Source organism: Methylobacterium haplocladii (assembly GCF_007992175.1).
Taxonomy (GTDB): domain Bacteria; phylum Pseudomonadota; class Alphaproteobacteria; order Rhizobiales; family Beijerinckiaceae; genus Methylobacterium; species Methylobacterium haplocladii.
In genome coordinates this window covers 62,100-84,978 of record NZ_BJZT01000007.1, presented here as the reverse complement: position 1 = coordinate 84,978, position 22,879 = coordinate 62,100, and the positions used below count along the sequence as shown (strand labels likewise).

Genomic DNA, 22,879 nt, shown 5'->3' with positions numbered 1-22,879 from the left:
GGGAGGAGATACCGAACGGTATCGCAGGAAACAGGCGCGGACGCGACGGGGCTGTCAAGCATCTGCGGCCGATGCGAAGAGCGGCGTGAGACGCGACGTGTCGTCGCGATCACGCGCGCAGCCAACGTGCAGGAACCGCGGCCGTTCCGCTCGGCGGCCGGGCTTACGCCCCGCCGAAGAGGTCCGGGTCGGTGCTGTCGTAGTCGACGAGGCCGACGAAGGGGAGTTGGCGGAAGGCGTGGGCCGCATCCATGCCGTAGCCGACGACGAACACGTCGGGGCACGTGAAGCCCACGAAGTCCGCGTCGATGGTCACGGCGCGCTTGCCGGGCTTTTCGAGCAGAACCGCGGTCAGCACGCGCTTGGCGCCGCGCGCCATCAGCAGATCCTTGGCGAACACGACGGTGCGGCCGGACTCCAGAATGTCGTCGACGAGCAGGACATCGCGCCCCCTGACCTCGCTCTGGACATCGCGAAGAATCTCGACCTGACCGGAGGAGACCGTGGCGGTGCGGTAGCTCGACAGGTGCACGAACTCGACCTGCGGCGACAGGCCGACCCGGTGCAGCGCGCGCAGCAGGTCGGCCGCGAACATGAAGCTGCCCTTGAGCACCGCCACGACGAGCAGGTTTTCCGGCTTGGCAGCGAGGATCGAGGCCGCGAGTTCCTCGTTGCGCCGCGCGATGGCGGCTTCGTCGAACAGGACGCGAACGCGTCGGGAAGCAGAGGTCATGCACGCCTCGTTGTCGGGATCGTCTCAATAGCACGCGTGCCCGACCGTGCCACGGCCTCAGTGATGGCCGTGCCCCGCATCGGCGGCGGGGGCCGGTTTCTCCGGCTCCGTAGGAGCGGCGGCCTTCGCCGCCTGCTTGGCCTCCGAAGCGTCCGCATCGGTGAAGCGCACCAGCACCTGAGAGCCGTGGGGCGGGGGTGCCGAGAGGCTGGCCCGAAACCGTGCCGTCTCGCCCGGTTCGAGTGCGGCGCGCGAGGGCGGGACCGTCCAGCGGTAGACCGACTGGCCGTGGGCATCGCGCAGCTCGACTTCAAGCGATGCGACCGTGACGCGCTCGCGGGCGACGCCGACGAGGTCTCCCTCGACGACGAGCTGCGTGGGGTTCGCACCCTCGGCCGGATTGCGGAACGCAGTGACATCGCGAAACGCGACGCCACGCAGGTTCACCGGCAGGCCGACGGCAGAGAACAGGCCGGCGCTCCGCGGCATCGCCCGGACGACCGTGGCCCGGCCGAGCAGGGCCAGCGGCAGGATCGCGAACACGGCCAGCCCGGCGGCGAGGGCTGGCGATAGACGCGGAATGGCCAATGTCTTCGGAGACGGCTTCGCCTTCGCCTTGCGGGGCGGCGGAACGGGTTGGTCGATGACGGGGCTCGGCGCCGCGACGGTCTCCTCCGGGACCTCCTCGTGCAAGGCGGCCTCCCAGGCGTCGACCGCGTCGTCCGGCTGTTCGCTCTCCGGCCCGACGAACCAGGTCTCGCTGCAGGCGGCGCAGCGTACGGAGCGCCCCTCGGCGCCCACCAGGACGCCCTCGATCTCGTACTCGCTGGCGCAGGCCGGGCAGGCGATCAGCATGGCAAATCGGTTCGGCACTTCCGGCGGCGGGTTGCCGCGCGCGGAAAAAGGACCGAAACGGTTGTTGCGCGAACAGGGTTAACCGGCCGTGAAACGGGGCGGAAGCCGGCCCGGCTGATCCGATCCTTGCGAACGATCCACGCGACGGAGCGGGCCTTGGCGGGCGGGGTGCGAGGCGGGGTACACGTGGCTGGGACGAAGACGGGCAGCCTGTTGTCCGGCGCGGAGGCGCCGGCGGTCCGCTTCGAGAGCGTCGGCATGCGCTACGGCCTGGGGCCGGAGGTCTTGTCCGATGTCAGCTTCGAGATCGCGCCGCGCTCGTTCCAGTTCCTCACCGGCCCCTCGGGTGCCGGCAAGACCACGCTGCTGCGCCTGATCCTGCTCTCGGTGCGCCCGACGCGCGGCCTCGTCTCGGTCTTCGGCGAGGAGGTCAGCGGCATCTCCAGCGACGCGCTCACCGGCCTGCGCCGGCGCATGGGCGTGGTGTTCCAGGACTTTCGACTTCTCGATCACCTCACGACCTACGAGAACGTGGCCCTGCCGCTGCGCGTCCAGGGCCGCTCCGAGACCAACTATCGGGCCGAGGTCGTCGAGTTGCTGCGCTGGGTCGGCCTCGGCGAGCGGATGCACGTGCTGCCGCCGCTGCTCTCGGGTGGCGAGAAGCAGCGTGCGGCGATCGCGCGGGCGCTGATCGCCCGGCCGGACCTTTTGCTCGCGGACGAGCCCACCGGCAACGTCGACCCGACGCTGGCGCGGCGCCTGCTCCGGCTGTTCATGGAGCTGAACAAGCTCGGCACTTCGGTGCTGATCGCCACCCACGATTTCGGGCTGATGGACCTGATCGACGCCCGCCGCCTCGTCCTCGGCGACGGCCGGCTGCGGATCGAAACCTGATGGCCGAGACCCGCGCGCCGTCTCGCCCCGCCGCCGCTCCGCCGCCCGAGGCTGCAGAACCGCCGTTGCCCCCGACCCTGCGCCGGAACGCGCCGCTGGTGCCGACGGATTCCGCCGCGAGCCGGGCGCTCGCCGCGGTGATCGCGATCCTCACCTTCCTCGCCGCGCTCTGCGCAGGCGCGGCCGAGATCGTCGCGTCGAGCGCGGGGCAGTGGCAGGGGGCGGTGGCGCAGGAGGTCACCGTCCAGGTCCGCCCCGGCCCCGGCCGCAACATCGACGCCGACGTCTCGCGCGCCGAAGGCATCGCCAAGGCGGCGCCGGGCATCGCCGAGGCGCGGGTCTTCACCAAGGCGGAATCCGAACGTCTGCTCGAACCCTGGCTCGGCAGCGGCCTCGATCTCTCGGACCTTCCGGTGCCGCGGCTCATCACCCTCAAGCTCGCCTCCGACAAGGCGCCCGACCTCAAGGCCCTGCGGACAAGCCTGACCGAGGCGCTGCCCGGCGTCGCCAGCCTCGACGACCACGCGCTCTGGCTGCAGCGGCTCTCGACCATGGCCAACACCTTCGTCGGAATCGGCATCGGCATCGTTGCACTCGTGCTCGCCGCGACGGGCCTCGCCGTGATCTTCGCCACCCGCGGGGCCATGGCCGGCAACAAGGAGGTGGTGGAGGTGCTCCACTTCGTCGGCGCCAACGACGATTACATCGCCCGCGCCTTCCAGAGCCGGTTCTTCCGCCTCGGCCTGCGCGGCGGCGCCATCGGCGCGGGCGCGGCGCTCCTCGCCTTCGCCCTTGCCGGCGTGCTGGCCCGCATCTCGCGCTCCGGGCCGGCCGGCGACGAGATCGAGGCCCTGTTCGGCACCTTTCAGATCAGCTGGCGCGGCTACGCCATCATCGTCCTCATCGGTGTGATCGCTTCCGTCGTCACCGGCGTGGTCTCGCGCATCACCGTGCGCCGGTTCCTCGACTGAGCCAGGCATCGGAGCGCGTTTTCGCGAGTCCGCAGCGGCACTTGCGGATTCGCCCCCAGATGGCGTTAACCATTCGTAAACCCGTGCAGGAGGAGAGTTTGCGCCTCTCCATGGCCGCAATCGCGGCTACGCTCGGGAGGATGACCCTGCGCACGCTCATAAGGACGCGCGACCTCAGCATTACCGCCCCGGTGGCGGCCTTGGAGGCTGTCGGCTGGGCATGGCAGAATGCCGGCTTCCGGGACCGCGCCCGCCCGGCGCATGACGGCAACCGAGACATGCAGGCCCTGAGCGTCCCTCGACCGCCGTCCCGGCTGCGCTTCGTCCGGCGCGCGCTCTTCGGCGCGGGCGCGCTCGGAGCGGTCGCGCTGTTCGGCGGGTTTCTCGCGTTCGTGGCGACGATCGAGCGGATGGAGCGGCGGCCGAGCGGCCGCGCCGACGGCATCGTCGCGCTGACCGGTGGCGCCCAGCGCGTCGGCGACGCGATCGAGCTGCTGGCCGGGGGCTACGGACGCCGGCTGCTGATCTCCGGGGTCAACGAGCGCACCAGCCGCGAGGAGATTGCGCGGTTGAATCCGAGCCAGGGCCGCTGGATCGATTGCTGTGTCGACCTCGACTACCGGGCGCGCAACACCATCGGCAACGCCATCGAGACCCGGCGCTGGATGCGCCGCAACCGCTTCGAGACGATCGCTGTGGTGACCTCGAACTACCACATGCCGCGCACCCTGGTGGAGATCGAGCACGCCCTCACCGACGGCGAGGCGGTGGTGCCCTACCCGGTCGTCACGGATGGGTTCGAGATCGGCCGCTGGTGGCAGGACCCCGCCGTCGCCCGTCTCGTCGGGGCCGAATACGTCAAGTTTCTCGCCGCCTGGCTGCGCACCCGGATCGAGGGCGATCCCGAGCAATCCCACTTCGCGGTGCTGATCGGACGCGGCAAGCCCTCGAAGGCGCCGGTGCGCATGGTGGCCGAGCCGCATTTGCACGCGGCGAACTGAGCGCGGCGCGGACCGTGTCCGGCCGATCCGCCAGAAGCTACAGTCCCATCTCAGACGCCTGCGGCGTAGCGGACGGTGATCCCGCAGCCCGATGGGTGCCACGCCGACGGCGCGAGACGAGCGGCACCAGCATCTGAAAGCTCCGAGACATCGCCACGCCGAGATGCCGGATCGGATTACGGCATCGCCAGCCCCCTCCGGGCGGGGCGCGTGAGACGCCGACGTGCGATGGTGCACATCTTTTGTTTATGCTGCAGTGCAACAATACGATTCTGAACGAAGGCCTGCTGCCGACGTCACCGCGCATTCAAGAGCCGGGGACGATGGTCATCGGGTCGGGCGCCGCTGCATCGAATATCCGGCGCAGGGCGAACCCAGAAAATCCCGCGACGGGAAGGATGGACGTGATGGAAACCGAAGCGCTCGAACGGCCGGCCGATCTCGCCGTGTGGCCAGCTTTCGCGGGCGACGCGGCACGGGCGGTCTCGACGCATTACGCGAGCCTGCGCGAAGCGCTGAGCGCCGCAGCGCAGGTGCTGGCCGACCCGACCAAGCAGCCCTGGATCGTCACCGAAGACGGCGAGATGCTCGCCCCCGTCGCGATCCGCGCTTATCTCAACTGAGCTTGCGGTAGCGAGCGCCCCCCAAGAACATCCGGGGATTGCAATTCGGACGTCTGATGCCGGTGTCTTTTCCGGTCCCAAGACGACGTAGCGCCGAAATTCAGTATCGAAGGCGCCCGCGGCCCCTGCTAGGCTTGTCTCGACCGTCGAGACTACGGCGGACCGGGGGATGACATGGCGGACGACGAGTGGACCTTCGATTCCACGAGCGGTGACGAAACACTGGGCTCCGCGCTCGCCAGCGGCGCCGACGAGGTCGCCGCGCCCCAGGGCATCGGCGCCCGGCTCGGCGACAGCATCGGCGCCCTCGTCGTCGGCCTCATCCTGATCCCGCTGGCCTGCGCCGGCCTGTTCTGGAACGAGGGCCATGCGGTGAAGGTCGCCCGCGCCCTCGACGAGGTCGGGCGGCTGGTCCACTCGGTCCCAGCGGACCGGCTCGACCCGGCCTATAACGACAAACTCATTCAAGTCTCAGGGCCGACGGCGAGCGCCAAGGGCGTCGCCGACGACGCGCTCGGCGTGAAGGCAAAGGGGCTGAAGCTCTCGCGCAACGTCGAGATGTACCAGTGGCACGAGAAGGAATCCGGCTCGGGCCAGGACCGCAAGTTCACCTATTCCCGCGAGTGGTCGTCGAGCGCAGTCTCCTCCGGCAGCTTCCACGCGCCCTCGGGCCACCAGAACCCGGCCTTCACCCTCAAGAGCCGCGACTTCGGCGCTGCCGACGCGATGGTCGGGGCGGTTCCGGTGGGCGCCAAGGCCGTGCTGCTGCTCGGCGGGGCCGAGGACACCCCCGTCGACGAAGCGGGCGTCGCGACCGCGAAGAAGGCGCTCGGCCGGCCGGTGCAGGCGAGCGGGGGCGGCTATTATGCCGGCGAGAGCCCCGACAGCCCGCGTGTCGGCGACATGCGCATCACCTACAAGATCGTCCCCGAGGGGCCGGCTTCCTTCATCGGGCGGCAGGAGCCGGGTGGGCTCGAAGCCTACCGCGCCAGCAACGGCCAGGAGATCCTGCTCGGCTATACCGGCACCCACTCGGCCGACGCCGTCGTGCAGATGGGCCAGGACGACAACCGGCTGTTCACCTGGATCATCCGGGCCGTCGCGCTGCTGTTCCTGCTGGTCGGCTTCGTCATGCTGTTCGCGCCGGTGAACATCCTGGCGAGCTACGTGCCGATCCTCGGCAGCCTCGTCGGCGGCGCGACGTTCCTCGTCGCCCTCGTCGCCACCCTGGTGGTCGGGCCGACGGTGATGGCCATCGCCTGGTTCGTCTACCGGCCCTTGCTCGCCGGCGGCATCATCGCCGGCGCCGTCGTGCTGGCCCTGGCCTTCCGGCAGCTGCGCCTGCGCCGCCGCAGCCCCGCCCGGTTGGCTCCGGCCTGAGGATCCTGCCGCGGCGGAGGCACGCTCCGCCGGGGTTGCAACGCAGCATAGGCCCTCCATATACCATCCAGACGGATGGTCAGGAGATGGTTCGATGAGACAGGCGGCCACCAAGGCTGGCGACACCGAGAAGATCACGATCAATCTCGGCTATGTCGATCTCGGGCATATCGACTTGCTCGTGTCGGAGGGCGTCTATGCCAACCGCAGCGACTTCATCCGCACGGCGATCCGCAACCAGGTCGAGCGGCATGCCGACGTCACGCGGCAGTCGGTGGCCCGCAAGAGGGTCGAGCTCGGGCTGCGGCACTTCCGGCGGGCCGATCTCGAGACCGTGCAGGCGGCCGGCGAGATGCTCGACATCCGGGTGCTCGGCCTCGCCGTGATCGCCGCCGACGTGCCGGCGGACCTCGCCCGCGCCACCATCGCCTCGATCGAAGTGCTCGGCAGCCTCCAGGCGAGCCCGGCCGTCCGCGCAGCCCTGGCCGACCGCCTCCGCTGATTCTGTTCGCGGTTTTCCCTTCATCACCCGATGACGCGCGCCTCGGGGCGGCGTGTCGGGCCTTCGCAGAAAGCGATTCCGATGACCGACCATGCCTTCACGATGCCGAACATTTCGGATTTGACGGAAGCGGCCCGCCTCACGCAGTCGGGCAAGCTGCAGGAAGCCACCGCGCTGCTCCAGCGGGGTTTTTCGGAGCGGACGCCCGCATCCCGAACCGACGGCCAGACGTCGCCGACCATCGATCTCGTCGCCGACGAGACCGGCACGTTCAGGGCGCAGGCGACCCGGCCCGAGCCGATGGATGCCGACACGCACGCCGCGATCCTGCCCAAGGGCCTGCGCGAGGGGCTCGGTCAGGTGCTCAAGGGCCTGCGCGGCCTCGCTCCGCTCTCGAAGGGCCTGGGCGGCTTCGACCTTCCCGGAACGCAACCGGAACGCCGCGGTCCGAGCGATCCGCGCTTCGTCGAGCGCAGCTTTTCGAACGCCGCCGGCACGCGGGACTACAAGCTGTTCATTCCCACGGGACAGACGGGACCGCGCCCCCTCGTGGTGATGCTGCACGGCTGCACCCAGTCGCCCGACGACTTCGCCGCAGGCACCCGCATGAACGAACTGGCGCAGCAGGACGGCATCTACGTCGCCTATCCGCGCCAGATCCAAGGCGCCAACGCCCAGAAGTGCTGGAACTGGTTCCAGCCCAACGACCAGGGCCGCGAGCGCGGCGAATCCGGCATCATCGCCGGGCTCACCCGTGCGATTCTCGCCGAGCACCCGATCGATCCGTCGCGGGTCTACATCGCGGGCCTGTCGGCCGGCGGTGCCAAGGCGGTCAACGTAGCCCGAGCCTATCCGGACCTCTTCGCGGGCGTCGGGGTCCATTCGGGGCTGGCGGCCGGCTGCGCCCGCGACCTGCCCTCCGCCCTGATGGCGATGCGGGCCGGGGCGCCGGGCGCCGAGCAGCCCGGCGGAGGCTCGGGCTTCGGCACGGGGCAGGCGAGCGATGCGGTGCGCGTGCCGACCATCGTCTTCCACGGTGCGAACGACGCCACCGTGAACCCGAAGAACGGCGACGAGGTGCTGGCCCAGGCCGGAATTGCCGGATTGTCACCCCGCCGCGAGAGCGGCACGCAACCCGGCGGCCACCGCTACGCCCGCACGCGCTATGCGGACGGGCAGGGGCGCGTCCAGGTCGAGTCCTGGCGTATCGACGGCGCGGGCCACGCCTGGTCCGGCGGCAGCAAGACGAGCAGCTACACCGACCCCCTCGGCCCCGACGCCTCCCGCGCCATGCTCGACTTCTTCGCGGAGCACAGGCTCGGCGCGTTGCGGCACTGAACGGTCAGGCGCCCGGCGCGACGGCGACGTTGTCGATGAGCCGGGTCCTGCCGAGATAGGCCGCCACCAGCACGCGGGCTGGCCGCTCGACCCGTGCGACCGGGCTCAGCGTCTCGGCGTCGCGCACCTCCAGATACTGCACCGGCCCGAAGCCCGCGGCCTCCAGCGTGGCGAGACCGTCCGCAACGAGCGGACCGGCCTCGCCACCCGCCGCGAGGTCCTTTGCAATCGACGCGAGCACCGCGTGCAGGCGCGGCGCCACGGCGCGTTCGGCCGCGCTGAGGTAGCGGTTGCGCGAGGACAGGGCGAGGCCGTCCGCCTCCCGCAGCGTCGGCATGCCGGCGATCGCCACGGGCATGTCGAGGTCGCGGGTGACCCGGCGGATGACCTGGAGCTGCTGAAAGTCCTTCTCGCCGAAGAGCGCGATGTCGGGCTGGGCCTGGTTGATGAGCTTCGTCACCACCGTGGCGACGCCCGAGAAGTGGCCGGGGCGAAACGCGCCGCACAGGCCCTCGGACGGACTGTCGAGTTCGATCCGGCTGGCAAAGCCCTCCGGGTACATCGTCTCGGCGCCCGGCACGTAGGCCGCATCCGCACCGGCTTCGCCGAGCGCCGCGAGATCGGCGGCGACGTCGCGCGGATACCGCGAAAAGTCCTCGGTCGGCCCGAACTGGGTCGGGTTCACGAAGATGCTCGCCACCACCCGCCGGCCGAGGTTGGTCTTGGCGTAGGCGACGAGGGCGCGGTGGCCCTCGTGCAGCGCGCCCATGGTCGGCACGAGCACGATGGTGTCGCCCGCACTCCGCCACGCGCGGACCTGACGGCGCAGCGGATCGACGGCTTCGAAGACGACGGGGATCGTGGTGGGCACGGGGGACGGCTCCTGTCTCGGCCGCCGATGTAGGCGTGGAGCTCCGCCTACGCCACCGCATCCCAGGTCTCGGTGATCGCCCGGCCCGCATGCGAGAGCCGCGCACGCAACACGACGTCGCCGGGCGGGAGCGGGTTCGGCGGGCGGTATTCGGCATAGAGGCGCCAGCCGCCGGTCTGGGGGACCCGCTCAGTGAAGGGATCGACGAAGGCGCCGGCGCTGGCCGAGAGGGCGACGTCGATCTGCGCGTTCGGGTCGGTGGGCAGGCCTTCGCCCGCGAAGTCGATGACGTAGAGGCGGCGCTGCGGGCTCGGCGGATTGGTCGGGCGCAGGCGCTCGGCCGAGCCGACGCGGGTCGAGACCACGCGGGCGGGCGACCCCGGCAGCAGGGAAACCGGCTCGGCGCCGACCGTGGTCAGGCCGTAGGCGAGATCGAGCGGCTGGCCCGGAACGACCTTCGCCGTAGGCACGAAGGCGGCGACGATGTTGTCGGTGTATTCTTCTCGGGTCGGGATCTCGAAGAGCTGTACCGCGCCGGACGCGAAGGCCGCGCTTCCGGCCTCCGGCTTCACCCAGAGCCCCGGCCGGTCCTCGTGGCGGGCCTGGACATCCAAGTAATCGGCAAAGCGCCGGTCGCGCTGGAGCAGGCCGAAGCCCTGCAGCGGCTTCGTCTCGAAAGCCGAGATGGCGGTGGTCCTGCGCCCGTTGACGAGGGGCCGCCAGAGCCGGTCGCCCGCCGTCTCCACCACGAGGCCGTCGGAATCGTGAACCTGGGGGCGGAAGTCGTCGAACGGCTCGGCACCCCGCGCGCCCGCGCCGTTCTCCCCGTGCAGGAACATGCTGGTCAGCGGCGCCAGTCCGAGCCGCGCGATCTCGCGGCGCGGATGCAGCGACGCGCTGACGGCGATGTGGGCGGGATCGCCCGGCGTCACCACGAAGCGGTAGGCGCCCGACAGGCTCGGCCCGTCGAGCAGCGCCAAGATGGTGATGTTTTCGGAGTTTTCGCTCGGTTCGAGGATCCGAAACGCCGTGAAATCCGGAAATTCTTCCGTACCCGGGCCGAAGGTGTTCACCGCCACGCCCCGTGCCGAGAGGCCGTAGACTTGGCCCTTGCCGCGCAGGCGAAAATACGAGGCGCCGAGGAAGACCAGGAATTCCTCCTGGGCAGCGGGGTTGGCGGGGTCGAACCCGAAGTTCAGCCGGAAGCCGGCATAGCCGAGCGACGGCGGAAACGTCCGCCCCTGGAGGGCCGGCCCGAGATCGAACAGCGCTGCATCGTAGTCGAGCCGCCGCGACGACCCGTCGGCGGCCTGCAGGGCGATGTCGACGCGTTTGCGCTGCAGGAAGCCGCGGTGGAAGGGCTGCAGCGAGAAGCGATTGCCGAGACGAACCGTCTTCTCGGGCCGGAAGACGATGCGCTGGTAGGCATCGTAGTTCAGGGCCGCGAGCTCCTGCGGCAGGTCCTCGGGCGCCGGGCGATAAGTCTGGCCGGCGAGAGACTTCGCGCGCTCGACGAAGCTTTCGTAGGTCGCCGGAATCTCCGGAAGAGGGGGAGCGGCATTCTGCGCCATCGTTCTGGCACCATTCAGGTCGAACGCACTAGGCAGAAGCACGCCTGCGGCCGACGCGAGCGACGTCCGCAACAATCCTCGCCGCGAGAAGCGAGCCTCCCGGGACCCGTCTGTCCGGGCCGAAGCAGTCTCGGGGCGCTCACGCAATCCATCCTCCTGATCCGGGCGGGTGGTCCCGGTCTTTCATCGAGCCCTCGCGACCCGCATGTCCTCACCTTTGTCGCACGAAGCTCCCGGGGTCGAGGGACCGGCCCCCAACGACGCCGGGCGCCCTTCGTTCCTGCTGCGCCGCCTCGCGCTCGCCTTGCCGACGCTCGCGACCACCGCGGCGATCGCCTGGGCGGCTGTCTCCGCCTTCGGCGTGCCGGTGGGCGCGCTCGCCTGGAGCGTCCTCGTCCTGTTCGTGCTGGCCATGGCCTGGCAGGTGTTCACGGCCTGGCAATACGTCTACGGGCTCGCCGCCGCGCTGATGGGCGACCGGGTGAAGTCGGCGCTGGAGCGCCGCTCGGAGACGATCGCCCCGCGTGCCACAGGCCGGTCGCGCACGGCGGCGGTCGTCGCGATCCACGCCGAGGACCCGATCGCGGTCTTCGCCGCGGTCCGCGTCATGGCGCGCTCGCTCCAGCGCGAGGGCGGCGACGGCTCCGACATCGACCTGTTCGTCCTGTCCGACACCCGCGAGGGCGCGGTCAGCGCCGTCGAGGAGCACGAGTTCTCGCGCATCCAGGCCTGGGCCGAGTCGGAAGGCCACGGCATGCCGACGATCCGCTACCGCCGGCGCGACAAGAACCTCGGGCGGAAGGCCGGCAACATCGCCGAGTTCTGCCACAGCCACGGCGACGCATACGACTTCATGATCGTGCTCGACGCCGACAGTCTGATGACCGGCGCCACCATGCGCCGCCTCGCACGGCTGATGGAGGAGAATGCGCGGGCCGGGCTGATCCAGACCGTGTCCTACGCCGCCGGCCGCGACACGCTGTTCGCCCGCATCCAACAATTCGCCGTGCGGCTCTACGCGCCGCTCTCGCTCCGCTGCCTCGAGACCTGGCAGGGGCCGGACGGCTCGTACTGGGGTCATAACGCGATCCTGCGCATCGCCGCCTTCGCGCAGAACGCGGAGCTTCCGGTTCTGTCGGGCAAGGCTCCGCTGGGCGGCGAGATCCTCTGTCACGACATCGTCGAGGGTGCCCTGCTGCGCCGGGCCGGCTGGGACGTGCATCTCCTGCCGGAGATGGGCGGCACCTGGGAGGAGATGCCGACGAACCTGATCGACCTCCTCGGTCGGGACCGACGCTGGTGCCAGGGCAACCTGCAGCACGGGCGGGTCGCACCGATGAAGGGGTTCGGCTGGGCGAGCCGCTGGCACATGACCGTCGGCATCCTGATGTATCTCGCCTATCCGGTCTGGGTCGCCTTCCTGGCGCTCGGAACGGTCCAGGCGGTGCGCACCGGAGACCTCGGCCTCCTCGGCTACGGGCTGACCGGCAGCACGGCGGCCGCCCACATCCTCGCCGCCCTCGTCCTGACGGTGATGGCGCTGCCGAAGCTCCTGAGCCTCGGCTACGTGCTCGCCTCGCCCGAGCGCCGCAGTGCCTTCGGCGGAACCGGCTCCCTGCTCAAGAGCGCCGCGATCGAGCAGGTCACCTGGATCCTGCTCTGGCCGGTGATGGCCTTGTTCGCCTCCGGCGCCGTGCTGACGACGCTCGCCGGCCGCGTGGTCCGCTGGGATTCCCAGGCCCGCGACGACCGCCGCGTGCCGTGGCGCGAGGCCTGCCGCCTGCAGAGCGACGGGATCGTCGTCGGCCTCGCACTCACCGCGCTGCTGGCCTACGCCGCCGACCCGTGGCTGGCGCTCTGGATGGGGCCGGTCGCCTTGGCGCTGCTCGCGAGCCCGGCCCAGAGCGTGCTGACCAGCAGCAGCACGCTGGGTCTCCGCTCGAAGGCCCGTGGCCTCTTCCTCACCGAGGACGACACCCGGCCGGCCCGCGAACTCGCCGAACTGCACCACGGCCGGCTGCCCGTGCCGGCCCCGGCCGGGACGACGGGTCCGGGCGTGTGGATCCCGGCAGTCGACGCGCCTTCGTCGCGCTGAGATCGCTCGCATTCCCTCCGCCCCACCCACACTCTCGCCGTGAGGTGCGGGCGGGATGGTGGATCGGATCCGTACAGGCCGTAGCCCTTCTGGGGGAAAAGCCCGTCGCCTCGCAGCTACTTGTTGAGCACGTCGATCGGGTTGGTGCGCTCCTTGGGCGAGGGCTCCGCAGTGAGCGGGCTTCCTTTTTCGCCTCCGGTCGCGGCACCTTTCGGCGCGGGGTCGCCGCCGTTCGTCTGGGCCGGGACGGTCCCGGTAGCGAGTTCGAGGCAGGTCACGGTCTCGACGTAGGAGGGGAAGCCGCCGGCCTCGGATTGCTTCGAGCATTGCGCCTTGGCGTCGAGGCTGAACTCGCTCCAGCGCTTCTTCAGCTCGTCATGGGCCGCGCGCTCCGAGCGCAGGCAGCCGTCCTGGCTCTCCTTCTCGCTCAAGCCGACCTGGACCCGCCCCGACGAGCGGCAGGTCTTTTCGACGTCGAGATCCGGCGGCCCTTCGGCGAGGGCGGAACCGGCCAGCAAGGTCAGACCGAGCGCAGTGCAGAGCATCGGAATCGGGTGTCGCATCGTCTCGGCTCCAGTGGATTTGGCCGGACAACGCGCGGAAACCGAAAACGATACGGTGCCGGTTACCGCGCTCTATCATGCGCTGCCCGCAGGGCCTGATCGAGATCGTCGAACAGGTCGCCCGGGTCCTCGATGCCGGTGGAGAGCCGCAGCAGGTCCGGCGGGCAGGGCGTACCCGGCCCCTCCACCGAGGCGCGGTGCTCGATCAGGCTCTCGACGCCGCCGAGCGAGGTCGCGCGCTTCCAGAGCCTGACGTGGGCCGCCGTGGCGATGGCGGCCTCCTCCCCACCCGTCACCCGGATCGAGAGCATGAAGCCGAAGCCGTTCTCCATCTGCCGGGCGGCGATGGCGTGGCCGGGATGTCCGGCCAGGCCCGGATAGAGCACGCCGCTCACCAGCGGATGGCCGGAGAGGCGCTCGGCCAGCACCGCAGCGCCGGTGGCCTGCGCGCTCGCGCGCAGATGCAGCGTGCGGAGCGAGCGCATCAGCAGATAGGCCTCGAACGGACCGAGGATCGCCCCCCAGCCGGCGCGGATCGCGGTGATCCGCTCCCAGAACGCATCCGCCTGCCGCACGGCCAGCACGCCGGCGATGACGTCCGAATGGCCGTTCAGGACCTTGGTGGCCGAGTGCATGACGATGTCCGCCCCGAGCCCGAGCGGCCGGGTGTGGATCGGCGAGGCTGCCGTCGAATCGACGGCGAGGCGGGCGCCCCCCGCATGGGCGATCTCGGCCGACGCCGCGATGTCTGTGACCGTCCAGAGCGGGTTGCCGGGCGATTCGATCCAGACGAGCTTCGTCGCACCCGGCCGCATGGCCGCACGGAGCCGTTCCGGCGTTTCCGTATCGACGAAATCGACGGACAGTTGCAGGCGTGGACCCTCCTGCTGCAGCCAGCGCCGCAGGCCCCAGTACATCACCCGGGGTGCGATGATGTGGTCGCCCGGCTCGAGGGCGCAGAACACCGCCGCCGCCGCCGCCATGCCGGAGCCGAACAGCAACGCCCCCTCGGCCTCCTCCAGCATCGCCATGACGCTCTCGGCCTCGCGCACGGTGGCGTTGTCGGCGCGGCCGTAGGCGAAGCCGGAGGTGTAGGCGTTGTCCGGGTCTCGCTGGAACGTGGTGGAGACGTGGATCGGTGGGACCACCGCCTTCGTCACCGGGTCGATCTGCCCCATGGCCTGTGCGGCGAGCGTCCGCTTCGCGTAAGGAGCAGCCGGCTCGTCGCCCGGCTCCGCTGCATCCGGATCGGGCGGCTGCGAGTTGGGAGGCATGATGTCTCTCCGGGCGTTGTCTCACGACGAGCCACTGCCTTGGGCGATGCGGCCCGCCGGTGCAACGGCCACGATCCTTGATCGGACACTGCTCTTTCGCCGAAACGGCAGCACCCGATAGCTCCGTGTTACCGCACGATGTTGTCGGGAAGCCGGATTCCACGTTCCCGCATGATGCTCTGAGGACCACGAACACCCATGACCGACCACCTCGCGGTGCCCGCGCGCCCCGTGCTGCCCACGCTTCCCCGGATCGCGGCCGCGATCCTTCCGGTGGCCCTCGCCACGGCGGTCGGCTCGCTCTCCACCGGGTCGAATATCGAGGGCTGGTACGCGGTGATCCGGAAGCCGAGCTTCAACCCGCCGAACTGGGCATTCCCGGTCGCCTGGACCATCCTCTACACGATGATCGCGGTCTCGCTCTGGCGGCTGCTCGGAGCGCGGCCGGTGGCGGGGCCGACGGGCCGGGCCTGGTGGCTGGCGCTCGCCGCCTTCCTGGCGCAGCTCGCGCTCAACGCCGCCTGGACGCCGGTCTTCTTCGCCGCGCACGCGATCGGGGCCGGGCTCGTGGTCTCGCTCGCAATGCTGGTGATGATTCTCTGGACGATCCGCCTGTCCTGGCGCTTCGATCGTGCCGCGGCCGGGCTGCTCGTGCCCTATGCCGCCTGGGTCGCCTTCGCGACGCTGCTCAATGCCGCGATCTGGCAGCTGAATTGATCGCGCACGAGGCCGGATCTCAGACCGCCCGGCCCGGCGCCTTGGTTTCTCCGACGACGCCGAACGCGTCGAGGATCTTGTCGAGCGCCTGCTCGACCGCCTCGGTGCCCTCCTCGTGGGTCTTGAGGCGGGTTTCGAGCCGCTCGATCTGCGGGGCGAATTCCTCGGGCACGCCGGCCTCGTCACCGAGGAACTGCGGCTTGTCCTCGCCGACCGTGTAGATCGTGCGGAGCTGCTGGCCGAGATGGTCGCGGACCGGCTCCGGGAGCTTGGTGTCGTCGTCGCTGGTCATGACGGGTGCGCCTCGGATCGCCGAATGAGCCCGCCTCGGCAAGCCGGCACGAACGTGTTCGGACTGGTGGTCGGACGCAGGTTCTCGACGCAAAACCGCGGGACACTGCGGCTGAACCTGCACAGCGCGTCCTTCGAGCCTCTTAACGGGCGAGGCGCTCAAGCGTTGCGCAGCAATACCCGAAAACTGTCGACCAGTGGACGAAAACAGCAGCGATTCAACAAAACGGCCCCGGCGCTGGGCGCCGGGGCCGTCTCGGGCAGGCTTCGAACGAGCCGCCGAAATCGAAAGGCTCAGTTGAGCACTTCGACGATGTGGCCACGGCTGTCGACGAGCACCGGGGTGTCGTTGACCACGGTGTAGCGGGTGCCGCGGGCGACGCTGTACTCGCTCGGGACGTCGTAATAGGTCACGCCGGCGCTCGGCAGCGCCGAACCGACGGCGACGCGGCCGTCGTAATCGTAGGAGCGGACGTTCCGCTCGCGGACGTAGGAGCGGAAGCGCGGACGATCCTCGACGCCGAGGATGCCACCGACGGTGCCCGTCGCGGCGCCGACGGCCCCACCGACGATCGCACCGATCGGACCAGCCGCATCGCCGCCCTCCTGGGCGCCGCGCTCCGCACCACGGACGGTGCCCTGGGCCTGCGCGGCCATCGGCAGCGCGAGGGCGAAGGCGGATACGGCGAGAAGGGTCTTGAGCGTCATGGAAGCAACTCCGTTTCGGTGATTCCGCACCGCAGTAGCGATACGGACGTGGCCCGGTAACGTCGTCACCTCGGAAAGGGATGCATCGAAACATCGAGAAGGGCCGCGCTTTCTCCAAGCCGCCGCGCGGCTGCGAAGATCCTTCCGCTCGTCCTCCCAATCGCAGCTGTTCGACCCCGCGCTTGGAACCCGGCGCACGATTACTTCGCTTTGATCGGCCAGCTATCGGTGTCCCAAAGCGCTTCGTTGCTGTCGATCATCTCGAGCATCTGGTCGATCGACTTGCGCAGCATGGCCTTCGAAACGAGGGCGCCGTCCACGGTCTTCTCGATGTCGAAGGCGCGCTCTCCCGGCTCGCCGAACAGGGCAAAGCTGAACGGGTGGCCGTTGTTCGCCTTCAGCATCGCGATGCCCGGGATAACGTCCTGCTTATCCGCAGAGATCGGCCAAGCCTTGTAGATCGTCAGCGCCGTGCCGTTCTTCGACAGCCTGAAGAAGAGGTTGGCCCCGCGGCTGCCCAAGCCTTCGAGCGTCAGTGCCTCGTCCTCGGTCGGCTTGGGCTTGAAACCCATCTCTCCGAGAAGGGATTTGACGCGGTTGAGGGTCAGGCTCTCGGCGGTCGCCGGGGCCGGGGCGGCGAGCGCGCCGAGCACCAACAGGATTTTTGCGGCTTTCATCACGAAGCTCGGGCCCCTGCGTCTTTGGATGCCGCGAGACAGCGCGTCTCTGCCGGCTAGTTCGTCCTGTCCGGAACCTGCTCAGCGTGGCTCCGCCACCACCTGCACCTTGTCGAAGAACGCGGCCGGGTTTGACACGGTTTGAAAATCGGCGATGCCGAGGCCCGGCGGCTGCTTCGCCTTGATGCCGATGTGAAGCCGGCCGGGCGCGGCAATGAACCGGCCCAGCGCCTGACCGAGAGTCTTGCCGTCCGGTGCGTCGCCGAGCAGGGCCGGCACCCCGAGCGTCGCCATGGCCGCGACCTCCGTCCGTGCGGAATCGACGGTCCCGCCGCCCTGTGCGGCCTTGGCGGCGAGGGCGCGCTGCAGCAGGCCGTGGTCCTCGATATCGATATCGAGGGATTCGATGGCCGTGCCGAGCGCCGCGACGGTGGCGAGGGAGGGGTTGGGGCTGAATACGTCCTTCGAGACGTTCGCCACGACGCCGCGGGCGGTGACGGTGCCCATGCCGGCTCCGTCGATCGAGAGCTCCTTCAGCACGACCTGCCGGGCCGCCTCGTTCCAGCCGAGATCGAGCCGCCCCGTCAGTCCGAGGGTGGTGTAGCCGAGTGCTCCCACCTGGCCCGTGGCATCGAGGCTCTGCGCCGCCGCGATCGGGGCGACGAAGTTGTTGATCGCGAAGCGCAGGCCGGTCGGGACGCCGTCAACCGGGTCGGCCGTCTCCAGTTCGACCGCGCCGATCGAGAAGCGCAGGGGGCCGTCCCCGTCCTGCGTCACATCCACGTCGGTGCCGCCGAAGCGGATCGCACGGATCTGCGGAACCAGGCGGCGGATGTCCGCCGGCCCGAGCTCGGTCGAGCCCTGGGACGCGACGGTCCGCATCCCGGCGATGGCGGAGCGCAGCGAGATGCCCTCGACCGCGAAGGAGGAGAGGCGCACCTGCCCCTCCGGCGAGACCACCGTCAATCCGTCGGCCCGGACCTCGCCCGGCCCGTCGCGGTCCGTGGTGAACCCCATGCGGGCGATGCGAACCGAGCTGGCAGTCGGCACGCTGGTCACGACCTCGATGCCGGTGACGTCGAGGCTGCCGGGCTCGAATGCATCGAGGAGGTCCGCCATCGGCGCGAGCGCGGCGATGCGGGTCTGCGCCGGGGCATCGTCGTCGCCGAGAGGCTTGATCTGCTGGCCGAAGCCGCGCCAGCCTTGCGCGAGGGGGCGGACCCGCACGTCGCGGCTGGCGATCCGGGCGATCCGGGTGACATCCCCGGGAGCGACGCCCGGGATTGAGAGCCCCTCGATCGCGAAGCTGCGGTAGACCGGCTTCGCCTCGCCGGCAGCCTCTTTGGCCGGCTCCTCCAGGGATGCCAGCAGCGCCAGATCCAGGGCGGCGACGTCGAGCCGCGTGAAGCTGCCGATCTTGCCGCCGACCTCGCCGGGTTTCGAGAAATCTCCGCCACCGACGGTGACGGAGCCGAACCGGCCCTGCGCCACGTCGATGACGCGCACGTCGCGCAGCACGACGGTCTCGGCCCCGAGATCGGCGGCGGTTTCGATCCGGATCTCCGGGACGGTGATCTCGCGCGCCGTGATCGCGACGAGGCGCTCCCAGGGCTTGGCCGCCGTCGCGGGATCGAGCAGCTTGGCGAGATCGTCGGCCGACATGGCGGTTCCGCGGACCTCGATGCGCGGCGCCGCGTAGATCTTGCCGTCGCGGCCGGCGCGCAGGCCGAGCGCCAGCAGGCCGTCGCTGCCGAGCGCGGAGATGACGGGCTTAGCCGGCGGGGCGGCGGGACGGGGGGCGGGCTTCGGTGCGGCGGGCGGGATCGCCGCCACGGGCGGGGGCGCCGAGGCCGGGGGGACGGCGGGCGCAGCGGCAGCCGGCGTCTCGGCCCGCGGCGCCGCGGCCGGCACCACCGTGAACGGGAGGTCGCCCTGCGTCGTGCGGCCGTTGAGCGTGTCCCGGAGGTAGAAGGTCAGAACGTAGGAGCCCGGCGCCAGATCGCGAAACGCCATGGCGCTCGTCACGTAGAGCGGCGGCTGTTCGGCCCCTTCGACCGGGACGGTCTGGTCGAGATCGGTCTTGCGGGCGTAGACGCTCTGGCGCGCCCAGGTCCGAACCTCGTAGTCGACGGCGATGCCGACGCGGTTCTTGCCGCCTTCGCCCGGGGCGACGCTTAGGCCAGCCGCCTCGAGATAGACCAGCAGCGTGTCGCCCTGCGGGAAGGCGGCGGAGGGCCGCGGCGCGACGTCTCCGAAGCCATTGGCTTTCCGCGACGCGAACAGCAGGCGCGGCATGGCCAGGGGCCTGGCCACCGCGGCCACGGCCGCCGCCACCGATTGCGCCAGGGCCGCCGGGGGCTGAGGTTTCGCCACGGCCGGCTTCGCCGGCTCGGGCTTGGCGCCCTTGCCCTCCGCGACCCACTTGTCGGTGTTCCAGATCTCCTCGTTGCCGTCGACGGTCTCGACGAACTGTTCGATGGCCTTGCGCAGCATCGTCTTGGAGATCAGCGAACTGTCGTAGGTCGCCTCGATGTTGAGCGAGAGCTCGCCTTCGTCGCCGACGAGCGCGAACACGAAATAGCCGTAGCTGTTGGCCGTCAGCATCTTGAGGGCGGGGATGGCCTTCTGCTTCTCGGCCGGAATGTCCCAATTGGTCGAGATCATGAAGGTCGACTTGTCCTCGGCCAGCCCGACCGCGGCCTGGCTGTCGAAGCGGCCGAGCCCGTCGACGAGGACGAGGCTGTCCTCGACCCGCGCGTCCTTGAAGCCCGCCTCCACCAGCAGCGACTTGATGCGGTTCAGCGTCAGGCCCTGCGCCTGGGCGAAGGCCGGCTGAAGCACGAGGAAGAACGTGAGGAGCAGGGGAGCGAGCTTCAGCACCGTGACACTCATCAAGAAGGAGGCCGCACGTCGCCGGCGGCCCATGTCGGAACCAAGCCGTTCCCGCGGAACGATCCCGACCGCTCCGGCCGCCAGAGGTCACCGATTCGCGAAGCGGGACAATGGCGAACTGTACTTATGCATGGGCGGAGGCGGACCGTCCGGCCGGCGGCTTGTCCGTACGTCCCAAATTGCTTCAGGAACTTGTCTGTATCGGCAGAAATTATGAGGCCGGATCGGAAGCCGCCTGTCCGCGACGCGCGGCCGAAGCCCCGCGCGGACTCGGTCTGCGATGGCAGCAGGTGCTTCGGCGCGGCGATGTCCCTATATGCCGCCCGGTCACCCTCCGCGTAAGAAAAACCTCCCGCATGACAACCCAACCCGCCCCCGCGGCGGAGGGCGCGCCGCAGCGCCCCGGCCTCCTGGCCACCTACAAGAAGCTCTGGCCGCATCTCTGGCCGGCCGGCCGGCCCGATCTGCAGCGCCGGATCTTTCTCGCCTTCGGCCTGATCCTCGTCGTCAAGAGCCTGACGATGGTGATGCCGTTCACCTTCAAATGGGCGACGGACGCCCTCGTGGCGGCGGTGGGCGCCCCCCAGGGCGCGCACGCGGAAAAAATCCCGACGGGGATCTGGGCGATCCCGGTGGCGATGATCGCCCTCTACGGCTTCTCGCGCATCGCCATGGCGGCGCTGACGCAGATCCGCGACGGCGTCTTCGCCAAGGTCGCGATGCATGCCGTGCGGCGCCTCGCGCTCCGCACCTTCGCGCACATGCACCGGCTCTCCCTGCGCTTCCACCTCGAACGGAAGACCGGCGGCCTCACCCGCGTGCTGGAGCGCGGGCGCTCGGGGATCGAGGAGCTGTCGCGCCTGATGGTGCTGACGCTGGTGCCGACGATCATCGAGCTGGCGCTTGTGCTCGGCCTGCTCACCTGGGAGTTCAACTGGCACTATTCGGCGATCGTCGCCGTCACCATCGCCGCCTATCTCGGCTACACCTGGAAGGCGACGGAGTGGCGGATCGCCATCCGCAAGCGGATGAACGCGTCCGACACCGACGCCAACTCCAAGGCCGTCGACTCACTCCTGAACTACGAAACCGTGAAGTACTTCGGCGCCGAGTCCCGCGAGACCGAGCGCTACGACGGCTCGATGGCCAAGTACGAAAAGGCCTCGACGCAGACCTACGTCTCGCTCGCCGTGCTCAATGCCGGTCAGGCGGTGATCTTCACCCTCGGCATGACCTGCGTGATGTGGCTCGCCGCCACCGACATCATGGCCGGGCGCGCCACCATCGGCGGCTTCGTGCTCGTCAACACGATGCTGGTGCAGCTCGCGATGCCGCTCAACTTCATGGGCATGATCTACCGCGAGATCAAACAGGCGCTGATCGACATCGACGACATGTTCCGCATCCTCGACCAGAACCCCGAGATCGCGGACAAGCCCGGCGCCCCCCCGCTCCGGGTCCCGCGCGGAACGGTGCGCTTCGAGGACGTGCGCTTCGCCTACATCCCCAGCCGGCCGATCCTCAAGGGCGTGTCGTTCGAGGTGCCGGCCGGGCAGACGGTGGCCATCGTCGGCCCTTCCGGCGCCGGCAAGTCGACGCTCTCGCGCCTGCTGTTCCGGTTCTACGAGCCGCAGGGCGGCCGCATCCTCATCGACGGCCAGGACATCTCCGCGATCCGCCAGGATGCGCTGCGCGCGGCCATCGGCATGGTCCCGCAGGACACCGTGCTGTTCAACGACACCATCGGCTACAACATCCGCTACGGCCGCTGGGAGGCCTCCGAGGCGGAGGTGCGCGAGGCCGCCCGCTCCGCCCAGATCGACCGCTTCATCGAGAGCCTGCCCGAAGGCTACGACACCCCGGTGGGCGAGCGCGGGCTGAAGCTGTCCGGCGGCGAGAAGCAACGCGTCGCCATCGCCCGCACCATCCTGAAAGGCCCGCCGATCCTCGTCCTCGACGAGGCGACCTCGGCCCTCGACAGCTTCACCGAGCGCGACATCCAGACGGCCCTCGACCGGGTCAGCCAGGGCCGCACCACGCTGGTGATCGCCCACCGGCTCTCGACGGTGGTGAACGCCGACGCGATCCTGGTGCTCGACCACGGCCGCATCGTCGAGCGCGGCGACCACACCACGCTGCTGGCCCGCAACGGCGTCTACGCCGCCCTTTGGAACCGCCAGCGCCAGGAGGATGCGGCGCGCGAGGCGCTGGCCCGGGTGGAGGAGACCGACGCGGACGAACGCGAGCTCGAGGTTGCGGCCCCTTAACCATCTTCGCGGTATCGAAGTCCCGGCGGCACCTTGCAAAAAAGCCGCCGGGAGATCGCCAGCGTGATCCAGCGGCTCGTCGTCGTTCTGCTCTGCCTCGCCCCCGTCGCGGGGGAAGCCGCGCCGCGCAGCCGCATCGTCAAGGACGACGCCGCGGCCAAGATCGTCGTGTACGATTCGCTCTGCGACGAGGACAATGCGCTCGAATGCCTGATCGCCGAGATCGGCTGTGCCGCCCCCGGCGACTTTTTTGCGACGGTGCATAACCTCGACGCCAAGCAGGCCGCCGCCGTCTTCGCCAAGGCGAACGGCAAGGGCAGCGTCGCCGCCGGCGGCGCGAGCTTCGGCCTGCAGGTCTCGAAGGTCGCCCTCTCCGACTACACCTTCAACTGGGACGTCACCGCCGTCGCCCTGGAGAAGGGCGGCGAGGTCTGGAAGGCGATCTGGGGGGCGAGCGAGGTGCAGTTGCAGGCAGGCCCGAAGACGGTGCGGCTCCAGCGCAGCGATGTGGGCGAAGCGGGGTACCGCGAGGTGGTGCAGACCTGTCTAGCGGGACAGTGACGATCGCGCTGCCGCTCCTTGGCAGCCACGACGCCCCTCATCCTGCGTTGCCCACGCCAGCGGGCCTCGAAGCATGGCTACGGCCGATCCTGGAA

The 22,879-nt window shown here is 70.0% G+C and carries 21 protein-coding genes; 11 read left to right on the top strand and 10 right to left on the bottom strand.

All coding sequences use genetic code 11. The features are described from left to right. Positions 1 to 163 precede the first annotated feature (163 nt). Positions 164 to 733 carry a hypoxanthine phosphoribosyltransferase gene (gene hpt, locus MHA02_RS04580; RefSeq protein ID WP_147076963.1) on the bottom strand — a complete coding sequence of 190 codons (570 nt, stop codon included), beginning with the start codon at positions 731 to 733 and terminating at the stop codon, positions 164 to 166. Between the two features lie 57 nt (positions 734 to 790). Then, positions 791 to 1,588, bottom strand: a complete 798-nt coding sequence (locus tag MHA02_RS04575; protein WP_147076961.1) for a zinc-ribbon domain-containing protein — start codon at positions 1,586 to 1,588, stop codon at positions 791 to 793. 258 nt (positions 1,589 to 1,846) lie between these two features. Between MHA02_RS04575 and MHA02_RS04570 the strand changes: the two genes are divergently transcribed. The 7 genes from MHA02_RS04570 to MHA02_RS04540 all read left to right on the top strand — a co-directional run bounded on the left by MHA02_RS04570 (position 1,847) and on the right by MHA02_RS04540 (position 8,297). Next, entirely contained in the window at positions 1,847 to 2,482 is a 636-nt protein-coding gene (locus tag MHA02_RS04570; protein WP_238180195.1) for a cell division ATP-binding protein FtsE, read from the top strand. Continuing rightward, on the top strand, positions 2,482 to 3,453 hold the full coding sequence (locus MHA02_RS04565; RefSeq protein ID WP_147076957.1) for a cell division protein FtsX: 972 nt from the start codon (positions 2,482 to 2,484) through the stop codon (positions 3,451 to 3,453). The genes MHA02_RS04570 and MHA02_RS04565 overlap by 1 nt, the downstream gene beginning before the upstream one ends. Before the next feature lie 110 nt (positions 3,454 to 3,563). Then, positions 3,564 to 4,454, top strand: coding sequence for a YdcF family protein (locus MHA02_RS04560; protein ID WP_373318338.1), 891 nt, complete (start codon positions 3,564 to 3,566; stop codon positions 4,452 to 4,454). Between the two features lie 248 nt (positions 4,455 to 4,702). Then, positions 4,703 to 5,077 (top strand): hypothetical protein, encoded by a 375-nt coding sequence (locus MHA02_RS22585; RefSeq protein WP_238180191.1) that lies wholly within the window; start codon positions 4,703 to 4,705, stop codon positions 5,075 to 5,077. A gap of 174 nt (positions 5,078 to 5,251) precedes the next feature. Then, positions 5,252 to 6,457, top strand: a complete 1,206-nt coding sequence (locus tag MHA02_RS04550) for a TMEM43 family protein (protein WP_147076955.1) — start codon at positions 5,252 to 5,254, stop codon at positions 6,455 to 6,457. Between the two features lie 94 nt (positions 6,458 to 6,551). Continuing rightward, positions 6,552 to 6,959: a ribbon-helix-helix domain-containing protein gene (locus MHA02_RS04545; RefSeq protein WP_147076953.1), complete on the top strand. Its 408-nt coding sequence runs from the start codon at positions 6,552 to 6,554 to the stop codon at positions 6,957 to 6,959. An 81-nt stretch (positions 6,960 to 7,040) separates the two neighbouring features. After that, entirely contained in the window at positions 7,041 to 8,297 is a 1,257-nt protein-coding gene (locus MHA02_RS04540) for an extracellular catalytic domain type 1 short-chain-length polyhydroxyalkanoate depolymerase (RefSeq protein ID WP_147076952.1), read from the top strand. A gap of 4 nt (positions 8,298 to 8,301) precedes the next feature. On the opposite strand, the gene panC is transcribed toward MHA02_RS04540, so the two are convergent. Next, complete coding sequence (panC, locus tag MHA02_RS04535; RefSeq protein ID WP_170249017.1) at positions 8,302 to 9,168, bottom strand: pantoate--beta-alanine ligase; 867 nt, start codon at positions 9,166 to 9,168, stop codon at positions 8,302 to 8,304. Positions 9,169 to 9,215: 47 nt separating this feature from the next. Continuing rightward, positions 9,216 to 10,739: an OpgD/OpgG family glucan biosynthesis protein gene (locus MHA02_RS04530; RefSeq protein WP_147076950.1), complete on the bottom strand. Its 1,524-nt coding sequence runs from the start codon at positions 10,737 to 10,739 to the stop codon at positions 9,216 to 9,218. A gap of 205 nt (positions 10,740 to 10,944) precedes the next feature. Here MHA02_RS04530 and mdoH point away from each other — a divergent pair, with 205 nt between their 5' ends. Beyond that, the gene (gene mdoH, locus MHA02_RS04525) at positions 10,945 to 12,834 is read left to right on the top strand and encodes a glucans biosynthesis glucosyltransferase MdoH (protein WP_147076948.1); all 1,890 of its coding nucleotides are present in this window, start codon (positions 10,945 to 10,947) and stop codon (positions 12,832 to 12,834) included. A gap of 116 nt (positions 12,835 to 12,950) precedes the next feature. Here the strand turns inward: mdoH and MHA02_RS04520 are convergent, their stop codons facing one another. Further along, positions 12,951 to 13,397, bottom strand: coding sequence for a hypothetical protein (locus MHA02_RS04520; RefSeq protein WP_147076946.1), 447 nt, complete (start codon positions 13,395 to 13,397; stop codon positions 12,951 to 12,953). Positions 13,398 to 13,459: 62 nt separating this feature from the next. After that, positions 13,460 to 14,671, bottom strand: coding sequence for a trans-sulfuration enzyme family protein (locus MHA02_RS04515; protein ID WP_147076944.1), 1,212 nt, complete (start codon positions 14,669 to 14,671; stop codon positions 13,460 to 13,462). A 198-nt stretch (positions 14,672 to 14,869) separates the two neighbouring features. Between MHA02_RS04515 and MHA02_RS04510 the strand changes: the two genes are divergently transcribed. Next, positions 14,870 to 15,388 (top strand): TspO/MBR family protein, encoded by a 519-nt coding sequence (locus tag MHA02_RS04510; RefSeq protein ID WP_147076942.1) that lies wholly within the window; start codon positions 14,870 to 14,872, stop codon positions 15,386 to 15,388. 19 nt (positions 15,389 to 15,407) lie between these two features. On the opposite strand, the gene MHA02_RS04505 is transcribed toward MHA02_RS04510, so the two are convergent. The 4 genes from MHA02_RS04505 to MHA02_RS22005 all read right to left on the bottom strand — a co-directional run bounded on the left by MHA02_RS04505 (position 15,408) and on the right by MHA02_RS22005 (position 19,956). Continuing rightward, positions 15,408 to 15,680 carry a hypothetical protein gene (locus MHA02_RS04505; RefSeq protein WP_147076940.1) on the bottom strand — a complete coding sequence of 91 codons (273 nt, stop codon included), beginning with the start codon at positions 15,678 to 15,680 and terminating at the stop codon, positions 15,408 to 15,410. Positions 15,681 to 15,973: 293 nt separating this feature from the next. Further along, positions 15,974 to 16,387 (bottom strand): DUF1236 domain-containing protein, encoded by a 414-nt coding sequence (locus MHA02_RS04500; protein WP_147076938.1) that lies wholly within the window; start codon positions 16,385 to 16,387, stop codon positions 15,974 to 15,976. A 200-nt stretch (positions 16,388 to 16,587) separates the two neighbouring features. After that, positions 16,588 to 17,064: a hypothetical protein gene (locus MHA02_RS04495; RefSeq protein ID WP_147076936.1), complete on the bottom strand. Its 477-nt coding sequence runs from the start codon at positions 17,062 to 17,064 to the stop codon at positions 16,588 to 16,590. Positions 17,065 to 17,145: 81 nt separating this feature from the next. After that, positions 17,146 to 19,956, bottom strand: coding sequence for an aq_1923 C-terminal domain (locus tag MHA02_RS22005; protein WP_170249015.1), 2,811 nt, complete (start codon positions 19,954 to 19,956; stop codon positions 17,146 to 17,148). 356 nt (positions 19,957 to 20,312) lie between these two features. Here MHA02_RS22005 and MHA02_RS04485 point away from each other — a divergent pair, with 356 nt between their 5' ends. Next, positions 20,313 to 22,223 carry an ABCB family ABC transporter ATP-binding protein/permease gene (locus MHA02_RS04485; RefSeq protein WP_147076934.1) on the top strand — a complete coding sequence of 637 codons (1,911 nt, stop codon included), beginning with the start codon at positions 20,313 to 20,315 and terminating at the stop codon, positions 22,221 to 22,223. Positions 22,224 to 22,286: 63 nt separating this feature from the next. Next, positions 22,287 to 22,784 (top strand): hypothetical protein, encoded by a 498-nt coding sequence (locus tag MHA02_RS04480; RefSeq protein WP_147076932.1) that lies wholly within the window; start codon positions 22,287 to 22,289, stop codon positions 22,782 to 22,784. The last annotated feature ends 95 nt before the right edge of the window (positions 22,785 to 22,879 follow it).